This window comes from Acinetobacter piscicola (assembly GCF_015218165.1).
Classification (GTDB): Bacteria; Pseudomonadota; Gammaproteobacteria; order Pseudomonadales; family Moraxellaceae; genus Acinetobacter; species Acinetobacter piscicola_A.
In genome coordinates, this window is the sequence record NZ_CP048659.1 from 714,435 (window position 1) to 739,733 (window position 25,299).

The 25,299-nt window shown below is 37.8% G+C and carries 23 protein-coding genes; 11 read left to right on the forward strand and 12 right to left on the reverse strand.

Features of this window, described 5'->3' with window-relative positions; translation table 11 throughout:
- Positions 1-49: 49 nt before the first annotated feature.
- The gene (gene aspS / locus G0028_RS03490; RefSeq protein ID WP_130074188.1) at positions 50-1,837 is read right to left on the reverse strand and encodes an aspartate--tRNA ligase; all 1,788 of its coding nucleotides are present in this window, start codon (positions 1,835-1,837) and stop codon (positions 50-52) included.
- Positions 1,838-2,002: 165 nt separating this feature from the next.
- Positions 2,003-2,776: a DUF4184 family protein gene (locus G0028_RS03495; protein ID WP_180045249.1), complete on the reverse strand. Its 774-nt coding sequence runs from the start codon at positions 2,774-2,776 to the stop codon at positions 2,003-2,005.
- Positions 2,777-2,907: 131 nt separating this feature from the next.
- Between G0028_RS03495 and znuD the strand changes: the two genes are divergently transcribed.
- The 4 genes from znuD to G0028_RS03515 all read left to right on the forward strand — a co-directional run bounded on the left by znuD (position 2,908) and on the right by G0028_RS03515 (position 9,456).
- Positions 2,908-5,031, forward strand: coding sequence for a zinc piracy TonB-dependent receptor ZnuD (gene znuD, locus G0028_RS03500; RefSeq protein ID WP_180045250.1), 2,124 nt, complete (start codon positions 2,908-2,910; stop codon positions 5,029-5,031).
- Positions 5,032-5,113: 82 nt separating this feature from the next.
- On the forward strand, positions 5,114-6,577 hold the full coding sequence (locus G0028_RS03505) for a phospholipase D family protein (protein WP_180045251.1): 1,464 nt from the start codon (positions 5,114-5,116) through the stop codon (positions 6,575-6,577).
- Between the two features lie 96 nt (positions 6,578-6,673).
- Positions 6,674-8,056, forward strand: a complete 1,383-nt coding sequence (locus tag G0028_RS03510) for a tetratricopeptide repeat protein (protein WP_180045252.1) — start codon at positions 6,674-6,676, stop codon at positions 8,054-8,056.
- Positions 8,057-8,106: 50 nt separating this feature from the next.
- The gene (locus tag G0028_RS03515) at positions 8,107-9,456 is read left to right on the forward strand and encodes a tetratricopeptide repeat protein (RefSeq protein WP_180045253.1); all 1,350 of its coding nucleotides are present in this window, start codon (positions 8,107-8,109) and stop codon (positions 9,454-9,456) included.
- Between the two features lie 48 nt (positions 9,457-9,504).
- Here G0028_RS03515 and G0028_RS03520 read toward each other — a convergent pair whose 3' ends face one another.
- Positions 9,505-9,954 carry a hypothetical protein gene (locus G0028_RS03520; RefSeq protein ID WP_180045254.1) on the reverse strand — a complete coding sequence of 150 codons (450 nt, stop codon included), beginning with the start codon at positions 9,952-9,954 and terminating at the stop codon, positions 9,505-9,507.
- A 173-nt stretch (positions 9,955-10,127) separates the two neighbouring features.
- Between G0028_RS03520 and G0028_RS03525 the strand changes: the two genes are divergently transcribed.
- Entirely contained in the window at positions 10,128-10,634 is a 507-nt protein-coding gene (locus tag G0028_RS03525) for an RcnB family protein (RefSeq protein ID WP_180045255.1), read from the forward strand.
- A gap of 61 nt (positions 10,635-10,695) precedes the next feature.
- Here the strand turns inward: G0028_RS03525 and G0028_RS03530 are convergent, their stop codons facing one another.
- A complete protein-coding gene (locus tag G0028_RS03530) occupies positions 10,696-11,190 on the reverse strand; it encodes a phosphate-starvation-inducible protein PsiE (protein ID WP_130074195.1) in 495 nt (164 codons plus the stop codon).
- Between the two features lie 152 nt (positions 11,191-11,342).
- Here G0028_RS03530 and G0028_RS03535 point away from each other — a divergent pair, with 152 nt between their 5' ends.
- The gene (locus G0028_RS03535) at positions 11,343-11,756 is read left to right on the forward strand and encodes an ADP-ribosylation/crystallin J1 (RefSeq protein WP_180045256.1); all 414 of its coding nucleotides are present in this window, start codon (positions 11,343-11,345) and stop codon (positions 11,754-11,756) included.
- 6 nt (positions 11,757-11,762) lie between these two features.
- Positions 11,763-12,389, forward strand: a complete 627-nt coding sequence (locus G0028_RS03540; RefSeq protein ID WP_180045257.1) for an FMN-binding negative transcriptional regulator — start codon at positions 11,763-11,765, stop codon at positions 12,387-12,389.
- Between the two features lie 39 nt (positions 12,390-12,428).
- On the opposite strand, the gene G0028_RS03545 is transcribed toward G0028_RS03540, so the two are convergent.
- From G0028_RS03545 to G0028_RS03560, 4 genes are all read right to left on the reverse strand, one after another.
- Entirely contained in the window at positions 12,429-12,893 is a 465-nt protein-coding gene (locus tag G0028_RS03545) for a hypothetical protein (protein WP_218946268.1), read from the reverse strand.
- Between the two features lie 112 nt (positions 12,894-13,005).
- Positions 13,006-14,787, reverse strand: a complete 1,782-nt coding sequence (locus G0028_RS03550) for an acyl-CoA dehydrogenase C-terminal domain-containing protein (protein ID WP_180045258.1) — start codon at positions 14,785-14,787, stop codon at positions 13,006-13,008.
- A gap of 174 nt (positions 14,788-14,961) precedes the next feature.
- The gene (locus tag G0028_RS03555) at positions 14,962-16,764 is read right to left on the reverse strand and encodes an acyl-CoA dehydrogenase C-terminal domain-containing protein (protein ID WP_130074200.1); all 1,803 of its coding nucleotides are present in this window, start codon (positions 16,762-16,764) and stop codon (positions 14,962-14,964) included.
- A gap of 487 nt (positions 16,765-17,251) precedes the next feature.
- Entirely contained in the window at positions 17,252-17,839 is a 588-nt protein-coding gene (locus G0028_RS03560; RefSeq protein ID WP_180045259.1) for a hypothetical protein, read from the reverse strand.
- Between the two features lie 136 nt (positions 17,840-17,975).
- Between G0028_RS03560 and baeS the strand changes: the two genes are divergently transcribed.
- From baeS to G0028_RS03575, 3 genes are all read left to right on the forward strand, one after another.
- Entirely contained in the window at positions 17,976-19,622 is a 1,647-nt protein-coding gene (gene baeS / locus G0028_RS03565; protein WP_180045274.1) for a sensor histidine kinase efflux regulator BaeS, read from the forward strand.
- A gap of 28 nt (positions 19,623-19,650) precedes the next feature.
- Positions 19,651-20,337 carry a response regulator gene (locus G0028_RS03570; RefSeq protein ID WP_111861215.1) on the forward strand — a complete coding sequence of 229 codons (687 nt, stop codon included), beginning with the start codon at positions 19,651-19,653 and terminating at the stop codon, positions 20,335-20,337.
- Between the two features lie 232 nt (positions 20,338-20,569).
- Positions 20,570-20,875, forward strand: a complete 306-nt coding sequence (locus G0028_RS03575) for a hypothetical protein (RefSeq protein WP_130074203.1) — start codon at positions 20,570-20,572, stop codon at positions 20,873-20,875.
- 7 nt (positions 20,876-20,882) lie between these two features.
- Here G0028_RS03575 and G0028_RS03580 read toward each other — a convergent pair whose 3' ends face one another.
- The 3 genes from G0028_RS03580 to G0028_RS03590 all read right to left on the reverse strand — a co-directional run bounded on the left by G0028_RS03580 (position 20,883) and on the right by G0028_RS03590 (position 23,463).
- The gene (locus G0028_RS03580) at positions 20,883-21,260 is read right to left on the reverse strand and encodes an MmcQ/YjbR family DNA-binding protein (RefSeq protein WP_130074204.1); all 378 of its coding nucleotides are present in this window, start codon (positions 21,258-21,260) and stop codon (positions 20,883-20,885) included.
- Between the two features lie 31 nt (positions 21,261-21,291).
- Positions 21,292-21,888: a L,D-transpeptidase family protein gene (locus G0028_RS03585; protein WP_130074205.1), complete on the reverse strand. Its 597-nt coding sequence runs from the start codon at positions 21,886-21,888 to the stop codon at positions 21,292-21,294.
- Positions 21,889-22,020: 132 nt separating this feature from the next.
- Complete coding sequence (locus G0028_RS03590; protein WP_180045260.1) at positions 22,021-23,463, reverse strand: protein adenylyltransferase SelO; 1,443 nt, start codon at positions 23,461-23,463, stop codon at positions 22,021-22,023.
- Positions 23,464-23,517: 54 nt separating this feature from the next.
- Here G0028_RS03590 and G0028_RS03595 point away from each other — a divergent pair, with 54 nt between their 5' ends.
- Positions 23,518-23,913 (forward strand): hypothetical protein, encoded by a 396-nt coding sequence (locus G0028_RS03595; RefSeq protein WP_180045261.1) that lies wholly within the window; start codon positions 23,518-23,520, stop codon positions 23,911-23,913.
- Between the two features lie 99 nt (positions 23,914-24,012).
- On the opposite strand, the gene G0028_RS03600 is transcribed toward G0028_RS03595, so the two are convergent.
- A complete protein-coding gene (locus G0028_RS03600) occupies positions 24,013-25,176 on the reverse strand; it encodes an acyl-CoA desaturase (RefSeq protein ID WP_180045262.1) in 1,164 nt (387 codons plus the stop codon).
- Positions 25,177-25,299 lie beyond the last annotated feature (123 nt).

A 25,299-nucleotide genomic window follows, 5' to 3' on the forward strand; every position in this document is an offset into this window, starting at 1 on the left:
AAATCAAAAACCCTGCACAAAGGCAGGGTTTTATTACTCAAATAAAGAATTAAGCTTCTTTATTTTCAGCTTTTGGTTTTTCACGTAAACGAATGCCAAGGTCACGCAATTGATTTGCTTCAACAGGTGCTGGTGCTTGAGTCAATGGACATTCAGCAGTCTTGGTTTTCGGGAATGCGATTACGTCACGGATTGAAGATGAACCTGTCATCAACATGACAAGACGGTCAAGACCGAATGCTAAACCACCATGCGGAGGCGCACCGAATTTCAATGCATTTAACAAGAAGCTGAATTTCTCCTCTGCTTCTTCTTCAGAAATACCAAGCGCTTCAAAGATCGCTTTTTGCATTTCTAAAGTATAAATACGCAGTGAACCACCACCGATTTCAGTACCGTTCAAGACCATGTCGTAAGCAACTGAAAGTGCTTGACCAGGGTTGTTCTTCACTTCTTCAACACTTGATTTTGGTAGTGTGAATGGGTGGTGAACAGACGTCCATTTACCGTCATCAGTTTCTTCGAACATTGGGAAGTCAACAACCCAAAGTGGTGCCCACTCACAAGTTGCCATGTTCATGTCATGACCGATTTTGATACGTAACGCACCCATTGCATCATTTACAATTTTGGCTTTATCCGCACCGAAGAAGACGATGTCGCCATTTTCAGCGCCAACGCGTTTCAACAAATCAAGCACGATTGGCTCGATGAATTTAACGATTGGAGATTGAAGACCTTCGATACCTTTTTCAAGTTCGTTGACTTTGATATAAGCCAAACCTTTCGCACCGTAGATCCCCACGAATTTAGTATATTCGTCGATTTGGCTACGTGGAAGTGAGCCTGCGCCTGGTACACGAAGTGCAACGATACGACCTTTAGGATCTTTAGCAGGACCTGCGAATACTTTGAATTCAACGTCTTGCATCATGTCTGCAACGTCAACCAATTTCAAAGGAATACGTAAGTCAGGTTTGTCAGATGCATAGTCACGCATTGCATCTGCATAAGTCATACGTTGGAATTTGTCGAATTTCACGCCAAGAAGTTCATCGAACATCTTAACCGTCATACCTTCCATCAAATCCATAATATCGTCATCGTTAAGGAACGATGTTTCGATGTCGATTTGAGTGAATTCAGGTTGACGGTCCGCACGTAAGTCTTCGTCACGGAAACATTTCGCGATTTGGTAATAACGGTCTACACCACCCACCATCAACAATTGTTTGAATAATTGTGGTGATTGCGGAAGTGCATAGAAGCTACCATTTGAAACACGACTTGGCACTAAATAGTCACGCGCGCCTTCAGGTGTAGCACGTGTTAAGATCGGTGTTTCAACGTCAAGGAAACCGTGTTCGTCTAAGTAATTACGGATTAAGTTAGTCACTTTAGAACGGAAACGTAAACGGTCAATCATTTCTGGACGACGGATGTCTAAGAAACGATATTTCAAACGAATTTCTTCTGAAATGTTTGCGTTTTCATCATTCAATGGGAATGGAGGCGTTTCAGATGAAGCAAGAACTTCAATTTCTTTACCTAAAACTTCGATTTGACCACTCACCATATTGGCATTTTCTGTGCCTTCATAGCGACGACGTACACGACCTACGATTTTTAATACAAATTCTGAACGTGCTTTGTCTGCAGTTGCAAAAGCTTCAGGAGTATCAGGGTCAATCACCACTTGAACAAGACCGTCACGGTCACGCATGTCAAGGAAGATTACACCACCGTGGTCACGGCGACGGTGAACCCAACCGCATAATGTCACGGTTTGGTCGATTTGGGCTTCAGTCAATGAGCCGCAGTAATGAGTTCGCATCATAGCGTTAGAAATCCAACTATATGGGTTAAGGAAGCGGGTACGTAAACAGCGCACCGCCTAAAAATGTAAACTGAGATTATGCCTCTTTGAGCATGTTGTCACAAGGACTTGGGCGAAAAACTATAAAAATTCACGCGGATTGCTCAATTAAAATAATGAAAGATTTTAAGATTTGGAAAATATTGCACAGGTTTTCTGCAAAATGATAAAAATCAAACTGCCTAAACTAAAAACGACTAAAAATGCTCTAAAGAAATAATTAATTGATCTGCCGATATACTGATATAAATCATCGGAAAATGTACTTGCAGTGAGACTTTCAGAAAAATTGAAGTAACTTAAAAAACCTGAAAATATAGAGAGAAAAAAAAGTGCAATGACATAAATTTTAATATTTTTATGGATCGGTTGTGTATGCCTAAAATGCTGGTGGTGGCGATAAATCATCCAAAATAGAATGGGTAATGCCAATGCTGACATGCCAATTTGTAAAACTCGATGTAAAGGATAACTATGCTGAAAAATAGAAATTTGGCGACTTAACACGTCCTTAAACGCAACCGTTCGAAAATCAACATGAGTAAAACCATCCCAAATAATATGCGTGGTCACACCAACCAAAACTGCCACAATAATACTGAGTATAAAACCTGAGTAATCATTTAAATTTTTTAGATTTAACGCTTTGTTAAGCCCTGAAAAGGCAAATAGCATTGGGCGGTACAACCCATACCAAAGTCCACAGAAACATAAGCCCATTAATAGATTGGGAAAGATCAAGCCTGACCATTGGTGTGATTGATCATAATTTGCATCGGTAAATAAACGATATAAATCAGGTGTCATACAGCCAATCGCCAATGCAGCAATCGGCAAACGATGTCCTGTCAGTTTAGAAATCGGTGGCGCTAAAACAGCATGAGAAATGGTAAAAGGCATATCAAAAAAATAAAATATAAAACTCTATTATTCTAACGATTTCTGATAAGCAGAATGTTTTTTATTGCAATTATATTGAAATGTTATAATATAACAATAATTTTAAAATATGATGCTTCGAGCGCAATCACATGTCTTTTTCAAAACATATTTTGACACTCTCTATTTTGACTGTCTTTTCTACAAGCAGTTGGGCTGAAGAACAAGCTACACCACAGCAAAAAACGATTGCCAATGAGGACGGCATTCAACAATTAGATACATTGACTTTAACCGCACATCCTTTACAACAGTCAAAGCAAGATTTTGGTGTTGCCGATCAAACCGTTTCTCGGGACACCTTACAGCAAGGTGGCTCTACTTTAGGTGAAGCACTAAAACAACAATTAGGTGTGTATTCTAATAGTTTTGGTGCAGGTTCAAGCCGACCTGTGATTCGTGGGCAAGAAGGTGCACGCGTAAAAGTCACACAAAATGCCACTGAAAGTATGGATGTATCCAGTTTGTCACCCGATCATACGGTCACTGTCGACCCGCAATTGGCTGAAAAAATTGAATTGATTCGAGGGCCTTCGACTTTATTGTATGGTGCGGGCTCGGTCGGTGGTCTAGTCAATGTTGTTGACTCTAAAATTGCCACAAAAATGCCAAAAGACGGTTATGTAGGGGATGTCGGCCTACGCTATAACTCAGGTAATGATGAAAAATTAGCACATGCGGGGGTGACAGTCGGCTTAGGCTCAAATGTTGCGTTGCGAGTTGAAGGTTTAAAGCGTGAAGCCAATGATTATATTGCACCCAATTATAGCGTAACCGAAGATCATGGCGATCATACACACAGCACGAAAGAGCGTCGTGTGGGCAATACATTCTCTGAATCAGACAATGTCAATGTTGGTTTATCTTGGATTGGTGAACGAGGTTTTGCAGGTGTGTCTTATAGCAACCGCCAAGATCAATATGGTTTACCCGGACATAGTCATGAGTATGAATCATGTCATCCACATGGCGATCATTTACATTGTGGCGGACATGATGACCATGAACATGAAGATGAATCGGCACATGATCACGAAGGACATGATCATGATCACTCAGGTGCAGGACCATGGATCGATTTAAAAACGGAACGTTATGATTTCCGCTCAGAATTAAACAATCCATTTGCTGGCTTTAAAAAATTACGTGCTCAAGCCAGTTATACAGATTATCAACATGATGAAATTGAAGGTGATGAGGCAATGACCACTTTCAAAAGTAAAGGTTATGAAGGGCGTATTGAATTGGTGCACAATCCTTTAGCGCAGTGGGAAGGTGTATGGGGGCTACAAGCAAGCCAGCAAAAACTCGATATTTCAGGTGAAGAAGCGATTTTTGCACCGAATAAAACTCAAAAATATAGTCTATTTGGTTTAGAGCATCGTCAGTTAGGTGATGTGCATTTAGAGTTAGGGACTCGTTTTGATCATCAAAAAATTGATATTGATTCAACGCAAAAAGACTTTGATGGCAATGCCTTTTCTGTTTCAGGTGCAGCAAATTGGGAATTTAAGCCAGATTACACATTGTCTTTATCGGCATCGCATCAGCAACGTTTACCTTCGGCACAAGAACTATATTCAAAGGGTGGACATTTTGCGACCAATACTTATGAATTAGGCAATGAAAATTTAGACAAAGAAAAGTCAAATAATGTTGAAGTTGGGCTGCATTATGATGGAGATCAGCTCAGTTATCATGTTCATCTATATCATAATTGGTTTGATAATTACATTTATGCCAAAACTTTGGATCAGTACGAAAATTTCCGTCTGATTGAATATAGCCAAGATGCAGCCAAGTTTTATGGCACTGAAGCAGAAGTGGCTTATCAGTGGAATGATATGTATAAAACAACGATTTTTGGTGACTATGTACGTGGCAAAATTGACAATGAAAATGCGCCTCGTGTGCCCGCAGGTCGTTTAGGTACACGTGTAAATGCAAATTTTGATGACAACTGGTCAGGTTCTGCTGAATATTCACATGTGTTTAATCAAGATAAATTTGCTTCTTATGAGCGAGAAACCAAAGGCTACAATATGGTGAATGTCGGTGTGGCTTATCAGCATCCGTTTGCCAATAAACAAGTTGCCAAAGTTTATTTGAATGCCAATAATTTACTCGATGAAACGGTCTATGAACATAGCTCATTCTTGTCAACCATTCCACAAATGGGACGAAACTTTGTCATCGGTGTGGATTATAAATTCTAAAATTTAAATTCATTCACCAAATCGTTATTGAAAATAAAAGAGATTCGACCTAGTCTGACAGCAGTAGACTAGGTTTTTTAATATGCGTATCTTTCATAAAATTCACAGTAAGTTGAATTGGTCAAAACGTCGTTATTTAAGTTTAATCTTTGCTGCATTGGCATTGGGTTATTTATCTTCTGCGATTTATCATACAGTGAAATCTTTACCACAAGGACTGAATTTTACTGGACCTTTACGGTATGCTGATGTGAAATTTATTGCAGATGAAACCTATATTGATGCACAAGGTAAACAGCAGCTAGATCATCATATTTTTGATCAAATTTTAGCTTTGATTAAACAAGCAAAAACCACCATCGTGGTGGATATATTTCTATTTAACAGTGAGGTGGGTGAGTCTAAAGTTCAGCAAAGAGCATTAACCCATCAATTAACCGAAGCATTGATTAATCAAAAAGTGGTCAATCCTACATTGGAAATTAAATTTATTACTGACCCCATTAACTCTGTTTATGGTGGAATTGCCCCTGAACAATATCGTAAATTGCGTCAAGGTGGCATTGAGGTGATTGAAACCAATCTTACCCCGCTACGGGCTTCAAATCCGACATGGTCTGGTTTTTGGTATTTATGCTGCCAAGATATCGGCAATAATGCTGAAAAAGGTTGGTTAAACAATCCATTTGGTAAAGAGCCGATCACCCTTCGTAGTTATTTAAACTTATTTAATTTCAAAGCCAATCACCGTAAAACCATTGTGGTTGATACGAACGAAGGTTGGAAAACGATTGTCACTTCGGCAAATCCGCATGATGGCAGTTCTCGTCATTCTAATGTGGCATTGATGGTGAATGGTGCTGTCGCAACTGATGTGTTGAAGTCTGAACAACCTGTGGCACAGATGTCAGGTGGAGATACACCTTTTGTGATCGTGGGGAAATTACCTGAAAGTCCAGCCAATCCACAAGTGCAAGTGCTGACTGAACACGCAATTTATGATGCAGTTTTAAATTTATTAGACAGTGCAAAAGCCAATGATCAAATTGATTTGGCAATGTTCTATCTGTCAGAGCGTAAAATTGTCAAAGGATTGATTGCTGCAAAGCAACGTGGTGTGAAATTGCGTATTTTGCTTGATCCAAATAAAGACGCATTCGGTCGTCAGAAAAATGGCATTCCAAACCGTCAAGTGGCATCTGAATTGCATGATGCAGGTGTTGATGTGCGTTGGTGCAATACACAAGGCGAGCAATGTCATAGCAAGATGATCATCAAACGTAATGCGCAGTCTGCAGAGTTGATTTTAGGTTCTGCCAATTTTACCGCACGTAATCTGAAAAACTATAATTTGGAAACAGATTTACGTGTTGTGGGCAATCCGCAACAGCAGATTTTTCTGGATGCGACACAGTATTTTAATACGGCTTGGTCGAACTTAAATGGTCGCAATATGAGTGTGGATTATTCAAAGTTTGCGGATGAATCGACATTCAAATATGGCGTGTATCGATTTATGGAATGGAGTGGTCTGTCAACATTTTGATTTGATTTATAAAATTGTAAATTATGTACTGAATGGTGAATGATTCAGTGCATAATTGCTGCTCAAAATATTTTAATTAAAAACTTGAGCCTAAATATGCAAAAAATCATGCAAAACCATAAAACTTTAAAAAAATTTAAAACATCATTTTTTTTAACATCGATTCTTGCCATAGGGATATTTATTTCGCCTTTTGCCTTTGCTGAAAATCCTTTAGTCACTCAAGCCAAAGAGTTGCAAACAGGCAGTGAAAATGTCGGTATTGATCATCAAAAAGCCATTGCATTGCTGAAAAAAGCCTCTGATGAAGGTGATGCAGAGGCGATGTATTTATTAAGTCAGTATTATAATTTCACCTCAGCTTTTCGATATTTACCAGAAAACCCATATTTAAATGATGAGTTGAGAATTTCAGCAGCTAAAAAGGGTAACTGGGATGCTATAGATAATTTAATCTCTGAAGTTAAAATTCAGGAAAATATGTTTCAAACACCAGATAAAAAACAAATAATAAATGCATTAATGCCATTGATTATAAAAGGGGCGAAGGAAAGAAATAGTAGAGCATTTCTTGCTATAGCAGATTTGAATGAACAGTATCGCGATCGAGGATATAATTTAAAACAATGCGATTATTTAAATCAAGGCTTGCAGACTGGAGATATTTGGGGGGCAGGATATCGAATGCAGTTTTGTGAAGAAGAAGCACTGAAAAAATTAAAGTTACCTTCAACTGAAGAATTTAAAAATAAATATATACAACAATTAAAGGACGCAGTGGGAGAATATAAATTAGTTTCTAAGCCTTCAATTGGAGAGAAAATTATATTGTTAGAGCGGTTTGGAAATTTAGAATTAGATAAAAATTTGAGTACTTTCAAAGATAATTTAAATCGTGAAATAAAGAATTTTTATTTGTCACAAGCAAAGAAAGGTTATAGTGATGCATATTTAAAACTCGCAGATGAATATTTAGGTGACAAAAACCACGATGTATGGATTGAGAAAGCTGCTGCACTAAATAATCGTATTGCGATAACAGATTTAGGTTATAACTATTTATATGGCGAGAATGGATCTAAGCAGAATGTAGCGCTAGGACGAAAGTATTTAGAAAAAGCAATTGTTTTAAATGATCCTATTGCAATGGGGGTATTAGGAACTTGGCTTTACAATGAAAGTGAAGATCAAGAAGTGCTTGATCATTCAATTGAACTATTAAAGTCTGCCGCAGAACTAGATTCTCTCAATGCGATGGAAAATCTTTCAAAAGCTGTAGCTGAATCTGACAGTTATTTCTGGGCAGTTGAAGCCTACAAAAATGGGACAAAAGAACAAAGTATTTTAGAAATAGCGTATAAAGCATACTCTGAAGGCTTAGGTGTACCGAAGGATAAAGTTTTAGCAGATCGAGTACAGAAAAAGTTAAAAAACTTAGTTGAAAAAGAAGAGACTAGAAAAGCAGTTTTTGGTATTTAATTTTAATCGAAATAAAGAATTAAACTTTTGAATTTGAGAGAAAACAATAAATGAATTTTTTTAAACAACATTGTAAGGCTTTAACTATATCAATTGCATTAATACTGAGTTCAGTATCGACCTTTGCCAAAAATCCTTTAGTCACTCAGGCGAAAGAGTTGCAAACAGGTAGTGAAAAAGTGGGTATTGACCATCAAAAAGCCATTGTTTTACTAAAAAAAGCATCGGATGAAGGTGATGCTGAAGCGATGTATTTGTTGGCGCAATATTATCAAAAGATGGATTTAAATCCATATTTATTTGAAAGTAACCGTCAATATAAAAAATTGGCTTTTAATGCTGCAAGACTTGGTGATTATACTGCCATGTATGAAATATTCTTTGAATATTATAGTGATAAGCTTAATAATGGCGTTTCTGATTTAGAGCAACAAATTAAAATTTTAAAGCCAATCGTGAAAAATGATGCACAAATATCTGCTGATGCAATGATCATGATGGCATTTATTGCATCCAATGAATACTCAGATCAAGCATGTAAATGGTCATATTCTGCATTTAAAGCTGGAAGTAAACTTGATAATTTTGGTTTTGAAAGCAGCATCTGTTCATCTCAAGATTTAGTTAAATTAAAAGCCCCATCTCGAGAACAGATTACGGCTGAAGTACGAAATGTGTTAAATCAAAAGCTGTCTAAACTTAAACAACAGTCAGATCAGGGGCGTATTCTGGCTAAACTTGAGATTTTAGATGATAAACAGCTTTATGATGTTTCAGATATTTTTACTGATAAAGATCTTGTTGAAATACAAAAGCAAGTTCAAAAATTTTATGAAAAGCAGGCTAAACAAGGTCATGCAGATGCATATATTCATCTTGCCAAACAAGAAGTGGAGAATGATAAGAGACAGAAGTGGTTACTCAAAGCCATTGATTTAAATAGTACAGTTGCAATGAATCAGCTTGCCTTACAATGGATGTTTTTAGAAGATGACCCGAAATTGGTTCAGAAAGCTGAAAAATTATTAGAACGATCAGTTGCTCTTGGTGATGTGAATGGTATGAATCAGTTGGCAATATGGAAATATCGTCAGTTAACTGGGGAAAGTGATCAACAAAAATTGTTTCAAGAAAGTATCAATTTATTTAAGCGTGCCGCTGAAAAGGGACAACTGCAAGCAATGGATTCATTGGCTGTTATAGAGGATGAACCTGAAAATTATCAATGGGCAGTAAAAGCTTATGAAAATGGCAGTGATAATATAGATGTCCTAGAGTTAGCCCAAGTCGCTTTTGAAAAGGGTTTAGGTATTTCTAAAAATGTAGAAAAAGCCAAAGAAATTAAACAGCTCGTTGCCATTAAAAAGAAAATTGATAACATTCAATTTCCACCAAACTAAAAATAATGCTGTACTCATGTTTAAAATGGCATGAGTACAGAGCATCTTTTATTGTGGATTCGGTGGCACCATTTTATCTAAATCTTTATCTGAGATTTTATCTAGTTCATGCAAATCAGTTTTGATTTTCCACTGACTTTCATCTTCAACGGGTTGTGGTAAACGCGCTTCTAACCAGTCACAGACGACATCTGGTGGAAAGTCTGCGTGATTACATTGAATGACCCAAGCTAAAAATTGTTTTGCTTCACCATTCATATACGGTGGTGGTGAAACAGGTAAAAATTGAGTCGGAAGACGTTCATTTTTTGAAATATAATTCAGCACATGTCCCAATTCTTGTACCGTTTGCCAAGCCAAAGGGTGTTCGATATTAATCTGAAATTTAAACCACCATGCCGATTTTCCATCCGTACCATAACTGTCAATAAACGCTTTTTGCACACTTGGTACTTTACAAAAAAATTGATGTAAACGGTCAAAACTCAGTTCAGCCACAGTACAGCATCCATCCGACAAAAAAGAATATCTTAGCAGATTGTATTTTAAATGACTTAAATGAAATCAAGTTAATACTAAAATGCCATTTCATATTGTGTATAAAATATTCATTATTTATCTCAGATTTGGCATTAAAATAACAACTAAACGGTTTTATGGTGGAGGTTGAGGTGAAAAACTTATTCAACTTGAGTGTAGTGACACTGATGTGTAGTGCATTTTCAACCACACTCTATGCAGATGCACGAGATTGGACGGGGTATCGGAGTGTTGAACGTCGGCAGCATCAAATTCCAACGCAAACTTATCAATATACAGATCAAAACGGTTTAACCCAAAGCAAGCAGATTCCCATTCGACCACCACAAAATTATGGGCAATGGGGAAATTCTTATCCAAATTATCCGCATTATCCACATCAAAACTATCCACGTCGACCTTATCCTGTTTACCCACCACAGAATGGCGTGACGATTATTTATCAACAGCAATTTCCAACCCAGACACAGTCTTCGGGCAGCAGTTATGGTTATGTCAATGGTGACGGTGGGCGGATTGAAAGTTCACAATATATGCTGATTAGTGACTGGCGCCGTTATGGCTTGCCTGATCCTCAGGTCGGTATGCATTGGATCTATGAAAATGGGCGTTATATTCAAATCCCTAATGATCGCTAGAGCAATAGATATCGACCTTCAACATAATGCTCTTTCCTTGAGGAGAGGGGTAAGTGGTTTTTTAAGCCAGTTCATCGTCTTCTGGGCGTGGGGTTTTGCCATGTGGTACAGGATGATCGTGCTGTTTTTCCCGAATCACGGAAGGAAATTTCCATGAAGCAAAACGCACAATTAAAATGGAAATCGCTAAAATTAAAATTGAACCTGTAATAATAATTTGATCTATATCCGCTTTATGATCATGTTGAATGTCTGAAATTAGTAGCCGAGTCAGTGCCGTAATGGCAATATAAATCAAAAAGCGTACAGGCATATGGTTGGTTTTAAAGTAAATTCCAACCATTGCACCGAGTTCTAGATAAATGAATAACAATAAAATATCATCAATGCTGGCATATTTTTTAACAGTTAAAATTTCTACAATGGTATGTACCGCCGACCATGCAATCATACAGCCAATAATAAAAAGTGCTAAATAATGAAAGGCTTCAACAGCAAGATTGCCAAATTTATCGAGGATTTTCTCAATTTTCTCTATACGCGGGTCTTTATTCATATCGTCCTCCATTGCCTAAGTTTTAAGTTATTTAAAACCATGCAAATTTCATGCACATGAAAGGGAGTTGTGAAGCAAATAAAATTTTGAAAATATTAATCTGTCAATTAAGATCAATACAAAGATCAATTTTGATAAAAATAAGGACAAATATGTATTTATATCGCCCTGTTGGATTATTTGAATACCGTTTAATTGAAAGTACAAATTTTCGAGCATTTCCACCACGTCTGTATTGGCAACCTATTTTTTATCCTGTACTCAATCAAAAGTATGCTGAAAAGATTGCATTAGATTGGAATACCAAAGATCAAGCGAGTGGTTACATCGGTTATGTCACACGTTTTGAGTTGGCAGATGAGTATTTGGCTCAATTTGAAGTACATACTGTAGGTGATGATTTTTGTCAGGAAATGTGGATACCTGCGGAACGTTTGGATGAGTTTAATCAGCAAATCATGGGTAAAATTGAAGTGGTTAATATTTTCAAAGGTGAGGCTTTTACTGAAAATGCCAAATTACCTGAGATATTTAAAACCAGCCCAGACGGTTCAAAAGAGTATTAATTATCAATGTACTTACCAACACACTTTAAACAAGAAGATTTAAAAGAACTTTTTGACTTAGTCGAAAACAATCCATTAGGGAGTTTAATGGTCGTTCATGAAGGTGAAATTGAAGCCAATCATATTCCTTTAGAGTTAGATCGTTCAGTAGATGCAAATGGAGTCCTGCGAGGGCATATTGCGAAAGCCAATCCATTATTTCATTTGTTGGACAATGACCAATCTGCTTATGTGATATTTCATGCCGATCAGGCTTATATTTCACCGAATTGGTATGAAGGTAAACAGGAGCATCATCGAGTTGTACCGACCTGGAATTATCGGGTGGTGCATGTGAAAGGCAAGATTCGTAAAGTTGAAGATGATAAATATTTGCGTGGCGTGTTGGCTCGACTTACTCGAACGCATGAAGCGACTCAGCCATTACCATGGAAAATGGGTGATGCCCCGAATGATTTTATAGCAGAGCAATTAGAGAAAATTGTGGCGATTGAAATCAAAATAGATTCAATCATCGGTAAGTTTAAAGTCAGTCAAAATCGCAGTGCTGTAGATGCTGGAAATGTGGCGCAGGCGTTGGAAAATAAGAATACTCAAATGGCGGAGTCGGTGAGGAGGTATTATTTTAAATAATTCAAAAAAAATATTAGCTTAGATGGGGTGCTTTATGATTTAAGTTAGTACTTTTATGTATTCAATCAAATCATCAAGAGCTGAATTTACAGAATTAATATTAACATGGTCAGCATAAATGATTCCTTCTACTAAGTTTGGGTATGAAAAAAATGGATCTTTGTGTAATTTAAACAAGAAAAAAATGGAGTTTTGGTTTCTCACAGCAACTTTTGAAAAGTCGTCAAAGGTTTCTTCTAACGTTAGTCTGTAATGAGTAGTTAGTTCATGATTTGTACTTAGGTTTTCTAAATAATTTTCTATAGTTAAATTATCATTTTTATAAATCGGGTCTTGTATTAAATTTTTTAAGCTCCCAATGAAGCTTGGAATATATGTTGGTGAATCAAAAGTTCCATATGAATGCTTATTAATATTCATTTTCAAAGCTATTAGATTCTTATGAGTGTACTTGTTAAGAATAGAAAAAGAGAATTCTTTTGTACCTATTTCTATAATATTCATTTTTAATATGATTTCCTTACTTTGGTGTAAAAGTAAAAGCTATAAAAAAACACCCCCAACTTTTACAAGCTGAGGGCATTTTCAAAGTTTAAAACTTTTTAAAATTTAGAGCTTAAGCCTGATTAGTAAAGTAATCTTCGCTAAAGCCCATAATCACTTCTGCGCCAGATTTGATTTTAGCAATACGTGAGCTTAGGTCAGGCAGCACGCGTTGAATGAAGTAATGTGTCAATGCCAATTTGTCTTGGTAGAATTGACCTTCTTTCGCTGATGCTGCTTTGGCAATACGTGCAAACATATAAGTAAAGCTGAGTAAACCAACTGCATGTAAGTAATCAACCGCTACAGCATTAGAAAAATCAGCATGTTCCTTAGCACGTTCAAGAATACGCTGAGTCACCACTTCAATTTCAGTTGCAACGTCTAAAGTTGCATCTTTAATGAAGTTTAAGTCAGAATCTAGATCATTGGCAAAATCACGGATTTCCGCAATATATTCTGCAATAAATGCACCATTGCATTTAATGGTTTTACGACCAATTAAATCTTGTGATTGAACGCCGTTGGTTCCTTCGTAAATTTGTGCAATACGCAAGTCACGAACGCATTGTTCCATGCCCCATTCACGGATAAAGCCATGACCACCAAAGACCATTTGTGCATCAATTGCAGCATCAAATGCAGTATCTGTTAAATAGGCTTTTGCGATAGGTGTAAGCAGGGCAACACGGTTATTTGCAGCTGCTACAGCTTCAGCATCTGTAGAGAATTTAGTGATGTCAAGCTGTTGACCGACATACACTGCAAAAGCACGAGAGGCTTCGTTGTTTGCACGCGCATTCAACAACATACGACGTACATCACCATGAACAAGGATGCTGTCCGCAGGTTTGTTTGGAGATTGAACGCCTTGAGCACTACGACCTTGCAAACGATCTGTCGCATATTGCGCAGCATTTTGATAAGCGTATTCAGAAGCACCTAGACCTTGGATGCCCATCGATAAACGTTCGTAGTTCATCATCACGAACATTGCCGCTAAACCTTCGTTTTCTTTACCTACGAGGTAGCCTTTAGCAGCGTCAAAGTTCATCACGCAAGTTGCAGATGCTTTGATCCCCATTTTGTGTTCAATGGAACCCGGGCCTGCAGTATTGCGCTCGCCTAGAGAACCGTCAGCATTGACAATGAATTTCGGAACGATGAATAGAGAAATACCACGTGAACCCGCAGGTGCATCAGGTGTTTTTGCCAAAACAAGGTGAATGATGTTTTCAGCAAGATCATGATCACCACCTGTAATAAAGATTTTTGTACCTGTGATGTTATAAGTACCATCTGCATTCGGTTCAGCTTTGGTTTTGATAATGCCTAAGTCTGTACCTGCATGTGGCTCAGTCAAACACATGGTACCTGACCATTCACCAGAGTAAATTTTAGGCAGGTAAGTCTCTTTTTGTTCCTGAGATGCATAGCTGTTTAACGCCATACCTGCACCGACTGAAAGAAGCGGGTAGAGCATGAATGATGGGTTGGTTGCAAATAACATTTCATCTGCAAGTACAGTCAGCATTTTTGGCATGCCTTGACCGCCCCATTCTTCGTCAGCACCTAAGCCGATCCAACCACCTTCAGCATATTGTTTGAATGCTTCTTTAAAACCTGCAGGTGTAGTGACTTTGCCATTTTCATAGTGTGCACCTTCTTCGTCACCTGTACGGTTTAAAGGAAGGGTAACATTTTGTGCAAATTTAGCCATTTCTTCCAAAATAGCTTCAGCGGTTGCTGCATCTAAATGAGCAAGGTTTTCGTTCGCTTGCCAGAATTGCTCTGCATTAAAAACATCATTAAGAATAAAACGCATATCTGCAAGAGGCGCATTATAAATTGGCATAGTTCATTCACCTGTTTTTTGTTTGTATCTGTGTCAATCTTAGTCTAAAACAAAGCGTTCAATGGTGTTATTCAACCAAAGATTGATGATGTGTATTTATAAAGAAAAAGGACAATCAAAGCTATGACTGTCCTTTCTCGATTTCTGCACGCATGGGTACAGTTTTTTAATCAATTAAAATGCAAAGTGTTCAGCATCTAAAGTCATTAAAGGCTCTAGACCGCCTGCAATTACGTCTACGTGTGAGCGTACACGTGGCAAGATTTTCTTGAAGTAGAAGCGTGCAGTGGTTACTTTGGCATTGTAGAAATCTGCATCGGTTGTACCTGCTGCTAAAGTTTCTTGTGCAACAAGTGCCATACGAGCCCATAAGAATGCAAGTGTTACATAACCAGAGAAGTATAGGTAATCAACTGCTGCAGCGCCCACTTCGTCTGGATTTTGCATTGCTTTCATACCGATTTGCATGGTTAGATCACCCCACTCTTTATTAAGCGCAGCAAGTGGTTCTAAGAATTCTTTTAATTCAGCATTGTCTTTGTTTGCTTCGATAAATTTATGGATGATCTTAGTGAAGTCTTTCAACATTGCACCTTGAGTCCCTAAAACTTTACGACCTAGCAAGTCAAGTGCTTGAATTTCAGTTGTACCTTCGTATAAGCAAGAGATACGTGTATCACGTACGATTTGCTCCATACCATGTTCAGAAATAAAGCCATGACCACCAAAGACTTGAACACCGTGTTTTGCAGATTCTGAACCAGTTTCAGTTAAGAATGCTTTCGCAATTGGTGTTAATAAAGACAAAATATTGTCAGCAAATTTACGATCTTCTTCTGTCGCACCTTGTTCGACAATGTCGGCATATTGAGACAAGAAGTAAACAAGCGCACGACCACCTTCAGCAAAAGCTTTCTGCGTCATTAACATGTTACGTACAGCAGGGTGCACGATGATTGGATCTGCTTCTTTTTCAGGTGCTTTAGGGCCAGAAAGTGAACGCATCGCTAAACGTTCTTTCGCATAAGCAAGCGCGCCTTGGAAAGAAGACTCAGAAGCGGTTAAACCTTGAACAGCCGTACCAATACGTGCAGTGTTCATGAAAGTAAACATGCAGTTTAGACCGCGATTTTCAGGGCCGATCAAGAAACCTTTTGCGTTATCAAAGTTGATGACGCACGTAGCATTACCATGGATCCCCATTTTGTGTTCAATCGAACCACAACGCACCGCATTACGCTCACCTAGAGAGCCATCTGCATTGACATTGAATTTTGGTACGATGAATAGAGAAATACCTTTGGTGCCTTTCGGTGCACCTGGTAAACGTGCCAATACGATATGGATGATGTTCTCAGCCATGTCATGTTCGCCTGCTGAGATAAAGATTTTCTCACCAGAGATTGCATAGCTACCATCTGCTTGTGGTTCAGCTTTAGAACGGATAATCCCCAAGTCAGAACCTGCATGAGATTCTGTTAAACACATGGTACCCGTCCATTCACCTGACACAAGTTTTGGTAAATAGGTATCTTTTTGTTCAGCAGAACCGTGATGTTCAATGGTACGTACTGCACCATGAGACAAACCAGGATACATACCCCATGCCCAGTTTGCAGAACCTACCATTTCAGAAATAACGGTACCTAATGAACCAGGTAAACCTTGACCGCCATGTGCTTCTGGTACAGAAAGCGATGGGAAACCAAGTTCAATATATTTTTGATATGCTTCTTTGAAGCCAGTTGGTGTAGTTACTACACCGTCATTCCATGTACAGCCTTCACGGTCGCCCACTTGATTGAGTGGAGAAAGTTCATTTTCACAAAAGTCAGCCGCAGCTTCTAAATATTGGTCAACCAACTCACGGCTTACGGTGTCAGAAAATGCAGGGAGTTTAGCGTAGTGTTCTTCGACATTTAATAATTCATGTAAAACGAATTGCATATCACGTAAGGGTGCTTTGTATTGTGGCATATCGGTTTCCTCAATACTGGTTAAACCAGATTTATAATCCTAATAAATACGATGCATGTCTTCATCGACACATAGTTGTTATGTACATCGTGCAACAACTTATAATAACGTACAAGTATTTCTGTGTGATTTCTCTGTGACTGTAAAGTCAAAGAAAAATAGTATCAATCTTGTAAGTCCCTTGAGTGTAAACAGTTTTATAAAGAAATTATGTTCACAAATAGTCAAAATCGTAAAAAGATATTTCCAAACATGCGTTTGTCAGAATGACGAATTCAAAAAAATTAGTCAGTACATAATTGCTTTACTTTTATCTCAAAAAACATAAAAAGTGTGGCATTTTTGGCTGATCACTACGCTTTCATTGAAGGTCAGTCATTTTTCTATTTTAGTTTAAAAAAATCGCCCCGAAAGGCGATTTAATCTCACAGATTTTGAAGTTTTATGATGCTTTTATATCTGTTATCGGGGGAATAGATTGCATCGGTTACACAGATTTTTGTGCTTGGAACTTAACTACACATGTTCCAGTAATAGTTTTTTCGCCTAATTTGACTTGAATAGGTTGGCCATTATTTTGTCCTGCACAAGCTTTTTGAACTTGTTCATGAAAAGCTTGACGTTCAGTACGCTTTTGCTCACGTTGCTGTTGCAATTGTGCACGTTGTTCTTCGGTCATTTGTTGCATATGATGTTGACCACGATGATGATCACGCATCATACGACCTTGAGCTTGACGAAATTCGCTTCGCATCTCACGTAATGCTTTACGATCTGCTTTAAACACCATATTACATGTGCCATCTACAGTTTTGTCACCTGCTTTTACTTGGGTCGTTTGACCTACTGTTTTACCATCACAGGCTTTTTGAACTTGTTCATGAAAAGCTTGACGTTCAGCGCGCATTTGTTTGAAGTGGGCACGTTGTTCAGGACTCATCTGACGGTCATGATGATGTCCCATCATATGCCCAGCATATTCAGGCTTTGAACTAGACGTCGATTGACAGGCAGTTAATGCCCCCATACTCAGAATACTAGCAGCAACAAGTGCGATTTTAGTGTGAGCTTGCATTGTGTTTACTCCAATGATCTTATTAATATTTTAAATGCTTAAAGATTAAATAATAATGATGTAGAAACAATGGAGAGTATTTTCCAACATGGTTGGTTACAATGAATAATAAAGAAGAAAATGTGTGAGAGTTAATTTGAACATACGCCGAGTCCCCATCGCATTACGCTTATTTTTGACGGTTTTACTTACGACCTTAGTGATTACGACCGTCAGTTTGGGTGTGTTGCATTGGACAATGCAGAAAAATTTCGCGAAATATGTTGCAGATGTAGAGATGCAAAAACTCGATCATTTAATTGAAAATTTGGCGGGCGTATATGGTTTGTACCATGACTGGGGCAATGCTGTTCAGGCACAAATTTTACAAATTGAAGGGGAAGCTGCACCTGATGATTATGATAAATTATCACGCTGGTGGTTGCGACGTCAGTATGATATTGCCTTGCAACAGCGTTATTTTAAAGAGCATACTTTAGTCAGTCAGATCAGCCAAGATTCGGGCATGAATCAAAGAAAACTTGATCCTGCTGAATTGCAAATGCTGCAAGAAAATTTACCTTCCGAATATCAACCTTTTGAAGGTTTAAAATTTCCCTTAAGTGCTAATCAAAACTTTTTTAAACCAGTTGAAAAAAATAATAAGAGTCAAACAGCGGTATCTTCTTTGAAGCAAGAAGGTAAAAAACGTTTTATTTCAATGCCTGACCGTTTAGGTTTGAGTTCTCGTTTATCTTTATATGATGCGAAACATCAATTCATTATTGGTGAGCCATCAGAAGATCAAGTCTCATTTCGTCCGATTATTGTCAAAGATCAAGTCGTGGGTTATTTGGGCTTAAAACCTGTTTTAGATCAGGATGATGCTTTAAGTATTAATTTTTTTAGTAATCAAAAGCGCTTTTTACTGCTCATTTATATTTTATCTGTGATTGCAAGTTTAGTTGCAGCATTATTATTAGCAACTTATTTTAAAAAGCCGATTCAACGCTTATTACATGCAACACGTGAGTTAACCCAAGGGAATTATCAACATCAAGTTGTCGTTAAGCGAAATGATGAGTTGGGTGATTTATCTAAAGAAATTAATCAGTTGGCAGTTATTTTGGATCAGCATGAACATTCACGTCGTCAATGGGTCGCAGATACATCACATGAACTGAAAACACCTTTAGCGGTGTTACAGGCGCAAATCGAAGCCATGCAAGATGGGATTAGAAAACCAACACCAGAACATTTTGATTCGATGTTGCGTCAAGTTACCAGTTTGAAGAAATTGACCCAAGATTTGGCAGATTTAGCGCAAGCTGAAGCACAGCAACTGACATGCTATTTTGCTGACGTAGATCCGTGGGATGTGGTTTTGCAAGAAGTTGAAAACTTTAGACCGAAATTTGAACAAGCCAATTTATCAATTCAAGTTAGTGGTGAAGGTACAAAATTACAATTAGATATAGATCGTTTTAAACAAATTATGGTGAACTTGTTGGGGAATAGTATTCGCTATACTGAAGCAGGTGGTGAAGTACAGATTCATACCGTACAAGATACACAAAGTTGGACGATCTATGTTGATGATAGTCCATTGGGTTTAAGTGATGAGCAATTGGCAAAACTTGGTGAGCGTTTTTATCGAGTGGATGATTCTCGGACACGTAGTACAGGTGGTACAGGTCTAGGTTTGGCATTATCAGGTAAAATTGCCCAAGCCTTAGGTGGTAAGTTGAGTTTTGAGCATTCTCCATTGGGTGGTTTGCGTTGTAAATTAACTTTCCCAAAATAAACAAAGTGTTAAAAGAGGAAAATACAACATGAAGCATATTATGCTTGTCGAAGATGAAGTGGAACTTGCGCAATTGGTGCGAGATTATCTAGAAGCAGCAGGCTTAGAAGTCAGTATGTTTCATGATGGACAAGAAGCTTACGATAGCTTCTTGCAACGTAAACCGAGTTTAATGATTTTAGACTTGATGGTGCCGCGTATGGATGGCTTAACCATTTGCCGTAAAGTGCGTGAACAGTCTGATTTACCTATTATTATGGTCACTGCACGTACAGAAGAAATTGACCGTGTTTTGGGCTTAAATATGGGCGCGGATGATTATGTCTGTAAACCGTTTAGCCCTAAAGAATTGGTGGCACGTGTCCAAGCTGTGTTACGCCGTTTAGAACGTAAAGCAGAGCCTGAGGAAAATAATTTATTCCGCATGGATAAAGCACAACAACGCATTTGGTATCAACAAAAATCGTTGAATTTAACACCAACTGAGTTCCGCTTATTGGAGTTATTCTTAGAGCATGTGGGACAAGTGTATTCACGTGCACAGCTTTTAGACCATATTAATCCAGACAGTTTTGATGTTGCTGATCGTGTTATTGATAGCCATATCAAGAACTTACGTCGTAAAATTTCAGAGGCAGCGGAAACAGGTAATCGTCATGAATGGGTACAAGCGGTTTATGGTGTAGGCTACCGTTTTGAATATCCAGAAGATTAAAAAAGTTACAATCTGAAACATTATCTGTGGATAAACACAGGTTTATCCACAGATATTGGGTATAAGTGTTGATAACAGCAATTAAAAAACAGACAATCAATTTCATATTTATATGATGAAAACGACGTTGAATCATGTATTTTATAAAAATGATACTTCACTCTTTGAACTCGTTTTGATCTTGATCTTTTGTGAACGTAACACAATCGAATAACATCTATAGAAAAATGACATGTCTAACACCTCTGATTATTACCATCTTCGTCGATTTTTTGCAGTGCTGTTTTTTCTTTCTGCTTTTGGCTGTCTAATCGCATTTTTGAGTACAGGTTTGCAGCATTATATTTTGCTTGTTGTTATGGTTATTTTGTTTATTTTGACTTATTTTATTGCACCATATTCACAAGGAAGACGAAGCTGGAAGTCGGATGTAGCACAAGAAGTTCTGCTTGATCAGTGGTTTATTGAAGGTTTTTTTCATATTTTTGTTTTTTTAATGCGTACTGTGATTTCTTTCATTCGACATCTTGTAAATTAAACAATTATTAAATGGCTGAATGTATCGCGAGTACTTGTTTTTGTTTTTTAGTCAATTGCTCTGTCACCAATTGATACGAGGTCTCGACTAAATCTTCAATCAACTGTGCATCAATTTTTTCACCGGCATAGATTGAAATCCAGTGTTGTTTATTCATGTGATAGCCTGTATGAATAGAGGGATATAAATCCCGTAAAATTTCAGATTGTTCAGGCGTACATTTGAGATTAATAATTTTCTGAGTTGCATGTTTAAAACTCATCATAAAAATTTTATTCATGACTTTAAAAACACGAACATCTTCACCAAAAGGATAGCTGAGTTCAGCCAAGGGAAGCTGTGCTGCGATCTGTATCGCCAATGTCTGAATCTCATCTTCATGCATGTTTTTATTTCCTATATCAAGCACAGATTATTTATGGATAAATCGTGATTATGGTTCCATCATCCACCAATTTCCAGATTTCATCCATGTCGACATTGCGAACAGCAACACAGCCCCATGTCCAATCTTTTTGTGGCAAATAGGTCATGAGTTTGGGGAGTTTATTGACTTGTGTAGTGGTTGCAGAACCATGAATCATAATATCACCACCCGCAGAAACACCAAGTTTTTTGGCTTTGGCTTGGTCTTGTGCATTGGGATACGATACATGTAACGACTTATAAAATGCACTTTTCGGATTACGCCAATCTAAAATATATTGTCCTTCAGGGGTTTTACCATCGCCTTCTTGAACTTTATGTCCAATGGGATTAAAGCCCAAACGCATGGGATAGCTTTGAATGATTTGATCACGATGCATGAGTTTAATTAGGCGTTTAGCTTTATACACTTTAACTTCGGTTATGGGGGTATTTTGGCGAATCTGTTGAATTTGTGCGGTAGAAAAATTTTCAACCTGTATCTCTTGTGATGCGGTCGGTAAATATTGATTATATTTTTGATAAGCAAAAGCCCCTGCAATTGCAAGAATAATCAAGGTGATCAAGAAAATAATGTTTTTATTCATTGTTAAAATAACTTGTTTATTTAACCAATATTTTATAAAAAATGAGTTACTTATATCGTGGTGATATTGTTTAAATTTTCTCTTGAATGACAATGGGTAGGACAAGCTACCCATTGGTAATTTAACATTGATTTATGAGGAACAACTCACCATGACTTCAGGCACATCACTAGGTAAAGGTGCTAAGTCTTCAGCTTTTTCCAGATTACTTTGTTTGCTGAATGGTTGACTGAGTAATTTAAACAGACGATTTACTTCTGAAAAATCATTACGTTCCGCCAATTCGATCGCTTTTTGTGCCATGTGATTTCGTAAAATATACACAGGATTGGCTTTAATCATTTCTGCATCGAGTTGCTCCGTGTCTTGGTTTGTTCGAATACTTTCATATTGTGCTAAGAAACTTTCAAACTGACGACGGTCTAAGCAGTCATCTTTAATGGCTTCATAGTGTTTGTTCTGTAACCGAATAAAACTGTCGGTATAGTCGAGTTGCTCTGTTTGTAGAATTCTTAAAAATGCCATGGCACAGTCAAAACTGTCTTTATGGAAGCTTGGTAGCCCCATTTTCTGACATAAACCATGGGTATAATGTTCTAAGAATGTTGGCTCAAAATGTTCCAAACAAGCGGCAAGGTCTTGTTTAAATTGCTCTTTGTTTTCAGGTGTTGCCAAAGGAATTAAATTGTTGAGCCAATTCCATAAATTCCAATGCGCAATACTCGGTTGGTTTTGGTAGGTATAACGACCATTGTAATCACTGTGATTGTTGATCCAATTCGGGCGGAAACGCTCCATAAAACCATAAGGTCCAAAGTCTAAAGTTGAACCTGTAATGTTTAAATTATCGGTATTCATCACACCGTGGGCAAAACCCACCAATTGCCATTTTGCAATCATGACGGCTGTATTTTGAATGACTTTGGTGGCAAAGGCCAGAATCGGTTGTTCAGCATCAAGACATTCAGGATAATGCCATTCGATGCATTTTTCGGTAAATTCTTTGAGTAATTCAGGTTGATATTGATTGATCCATTCAAAATGTCCCAAACGAATATGACAGTCAGATGTACGAAGCATCATTGCGCCAAGCTCTAACTTTTCACGTTGTACGCTTTGTTCAGAAGTTGTGAAACCGACGGAATTACTTGAGGGTATGCCTAGAGAATTCAGCGCATGACCTGCTAAATATTCACGAATTACTGAACGCAGTACTGCACGACCATCACCCATGCGAGAGTAGGGCGTTGAGCCTGCACCTTTTAAATGCAAGTCGATGGTTTGACCTTCTTTATTTAAAACTTGGGCAATCAATAAACCTCGTCCATCACCGAGTTGTCCTGCCCATTGTCCAAATTGATGTCCTGCATAGACCATTGCCAAAGGGTGAAATTCAGGAAAAGTTTTTTGTCCGCTACAAATTTCAACCCACTGCGCTTTTTCATCCGCAGACCATTGCAGATCATCCGCAAGTGCTTCATTGAAATGTCCTGCTTTTGCCCCTTTGAGTGGTGAGGGCATTTGCTCATGGTAGAGTTTTGGGTTGAGGGATGGGTAGCGTGGGTTGAATTTCATAACAGGTCATCACAATGGCTTTGTGAAAACTATAGCAAAGTTATAGGATAAGCTGTGCAAATTAAAAAGAATGACAACATGATTGAACAAGTAGAAGTAGAGCAGTTACCAATTTTTGCTAAAAATAGTGTGGCAGAGATAGGCTGTGTCAATGTTGCACTCGATGAAGTGTTGAAAGGAAAAGGCTACCATTCATTTTTTGAACAAAGTGACGGCTTAGGTGAAGCAGAAATTTTTCTATTTAAGCTTGATCGAGATTATTATTTTATTCATGTTTATAAAAAATCAATCCAATTTTCTGAAATTTACACGACAAGTTTAAAATCTTCACAACACTTATTTCAAAGTTTATTCGAAGCTTTAAACTTATCTTTCAGTGAGATGGAAGTTCATTATGAAAATTTCGAAATTCAATATATTTCAATTCAAAATCAACTTAATCTACGATAAAAAATATTGTATCAGTTATCTTTATCAAACGAAGAAAGGGCTTTAAAAAGCCAAAAGAAAAGCCCCATTTTGGAGCTTTTCAGTCAATTCAGATTGAGATTAAGAAACGACGTTCTTTTTAATGCCGCGCATTAAAGTTTCTAAACGTGAACGATGGTAACTCAGCTTTTGTTCAACCAACTGAAAATCAACTTTAAGTTTTCCATCCATTTGGTGAATTTTTTCAGCAACAGCGGCTTTTTTCGCTTGAATCTCTTGCTCTTTTAACTTCGCCCAATCATTGAGCGTATGGGTAAATGCTTCATATTCTTGCGCCACTTTTTGTTTCATTGCCAAAATATCAGCATTCACATCATGTCCATACACAGCCAAGTCTTGTTCAGCGTATTTAAACTTCATTGCCAATTCTGCTTTTTTAATATTAAAGCTTGGAATACGGCGTAAATTTTTTGCTAAGCCAACTTTAGAGCAAGTCCAGATGAGCCATTTTGTTGGATCATATTGCCACCATTTCACACCATTACGGTAGTCGTACTGGAAAATGTGATGATAGTTATGATAACCCTCCCCCCATGTTGCAATGGCAAGAATAAAGTTATCACGTGCTGTATTTTCGTCTGTATAAGGACGTTTGCCCCACATATGACACAATGAATTAATGAAGAAGGTGACATGATGGCTAAATATTAAGCGCAATAGACCGCCTAATAACAACACCCCCCAAATATCACCAACAGCCCAACCAATTGGCAATAAAATCGAAGCATGAACGATGATAACCAATGGAATGTAATATTTGTCCTGGAACATGACAATTTTGTCATTCAGTAAATCTGGTGCATTTTTATAATTGGCTTCTGAGGCAGGATAGTTACGTAACATCCAACCGATATGTGCATACCAAAAACCGTTATTAATCGAATATGGATCTTGGTCAACATCATCGACATGACGATGGTGAGTACGGTGACCTGAAGCCCAAAACAAAATACTGTTCTGAACGGCAAAAGTTCCCATGATCATTAAAATAATTTTAAGTGGCACAGTCGCTTCATAAGCACGATGTGCCCATAAACGATGGTAACCGGCAGTAATACCTAAACTACTTAAACCAAGTAGTACGAATAAGCTGATCCACGCCGCAGTACTGAAATCATGATGCCAAGCATATAAAGGAATGGCGATCAGTGCGACGATAGGTAAAAAAACTAACGCAAATACACCGATCCAGTTAATTGGGGCTTTGGGTAGGGGAGCATTCATCTCCAACAGCACTCCTAAGAACCTTAAAGTATGAGGTAAAAATATGATACAGCCAACGACTTTTTATAGGGCTGTAATGGGTGAATTTTAACATGCTATAACAGCTATCCACTAGCATTATTG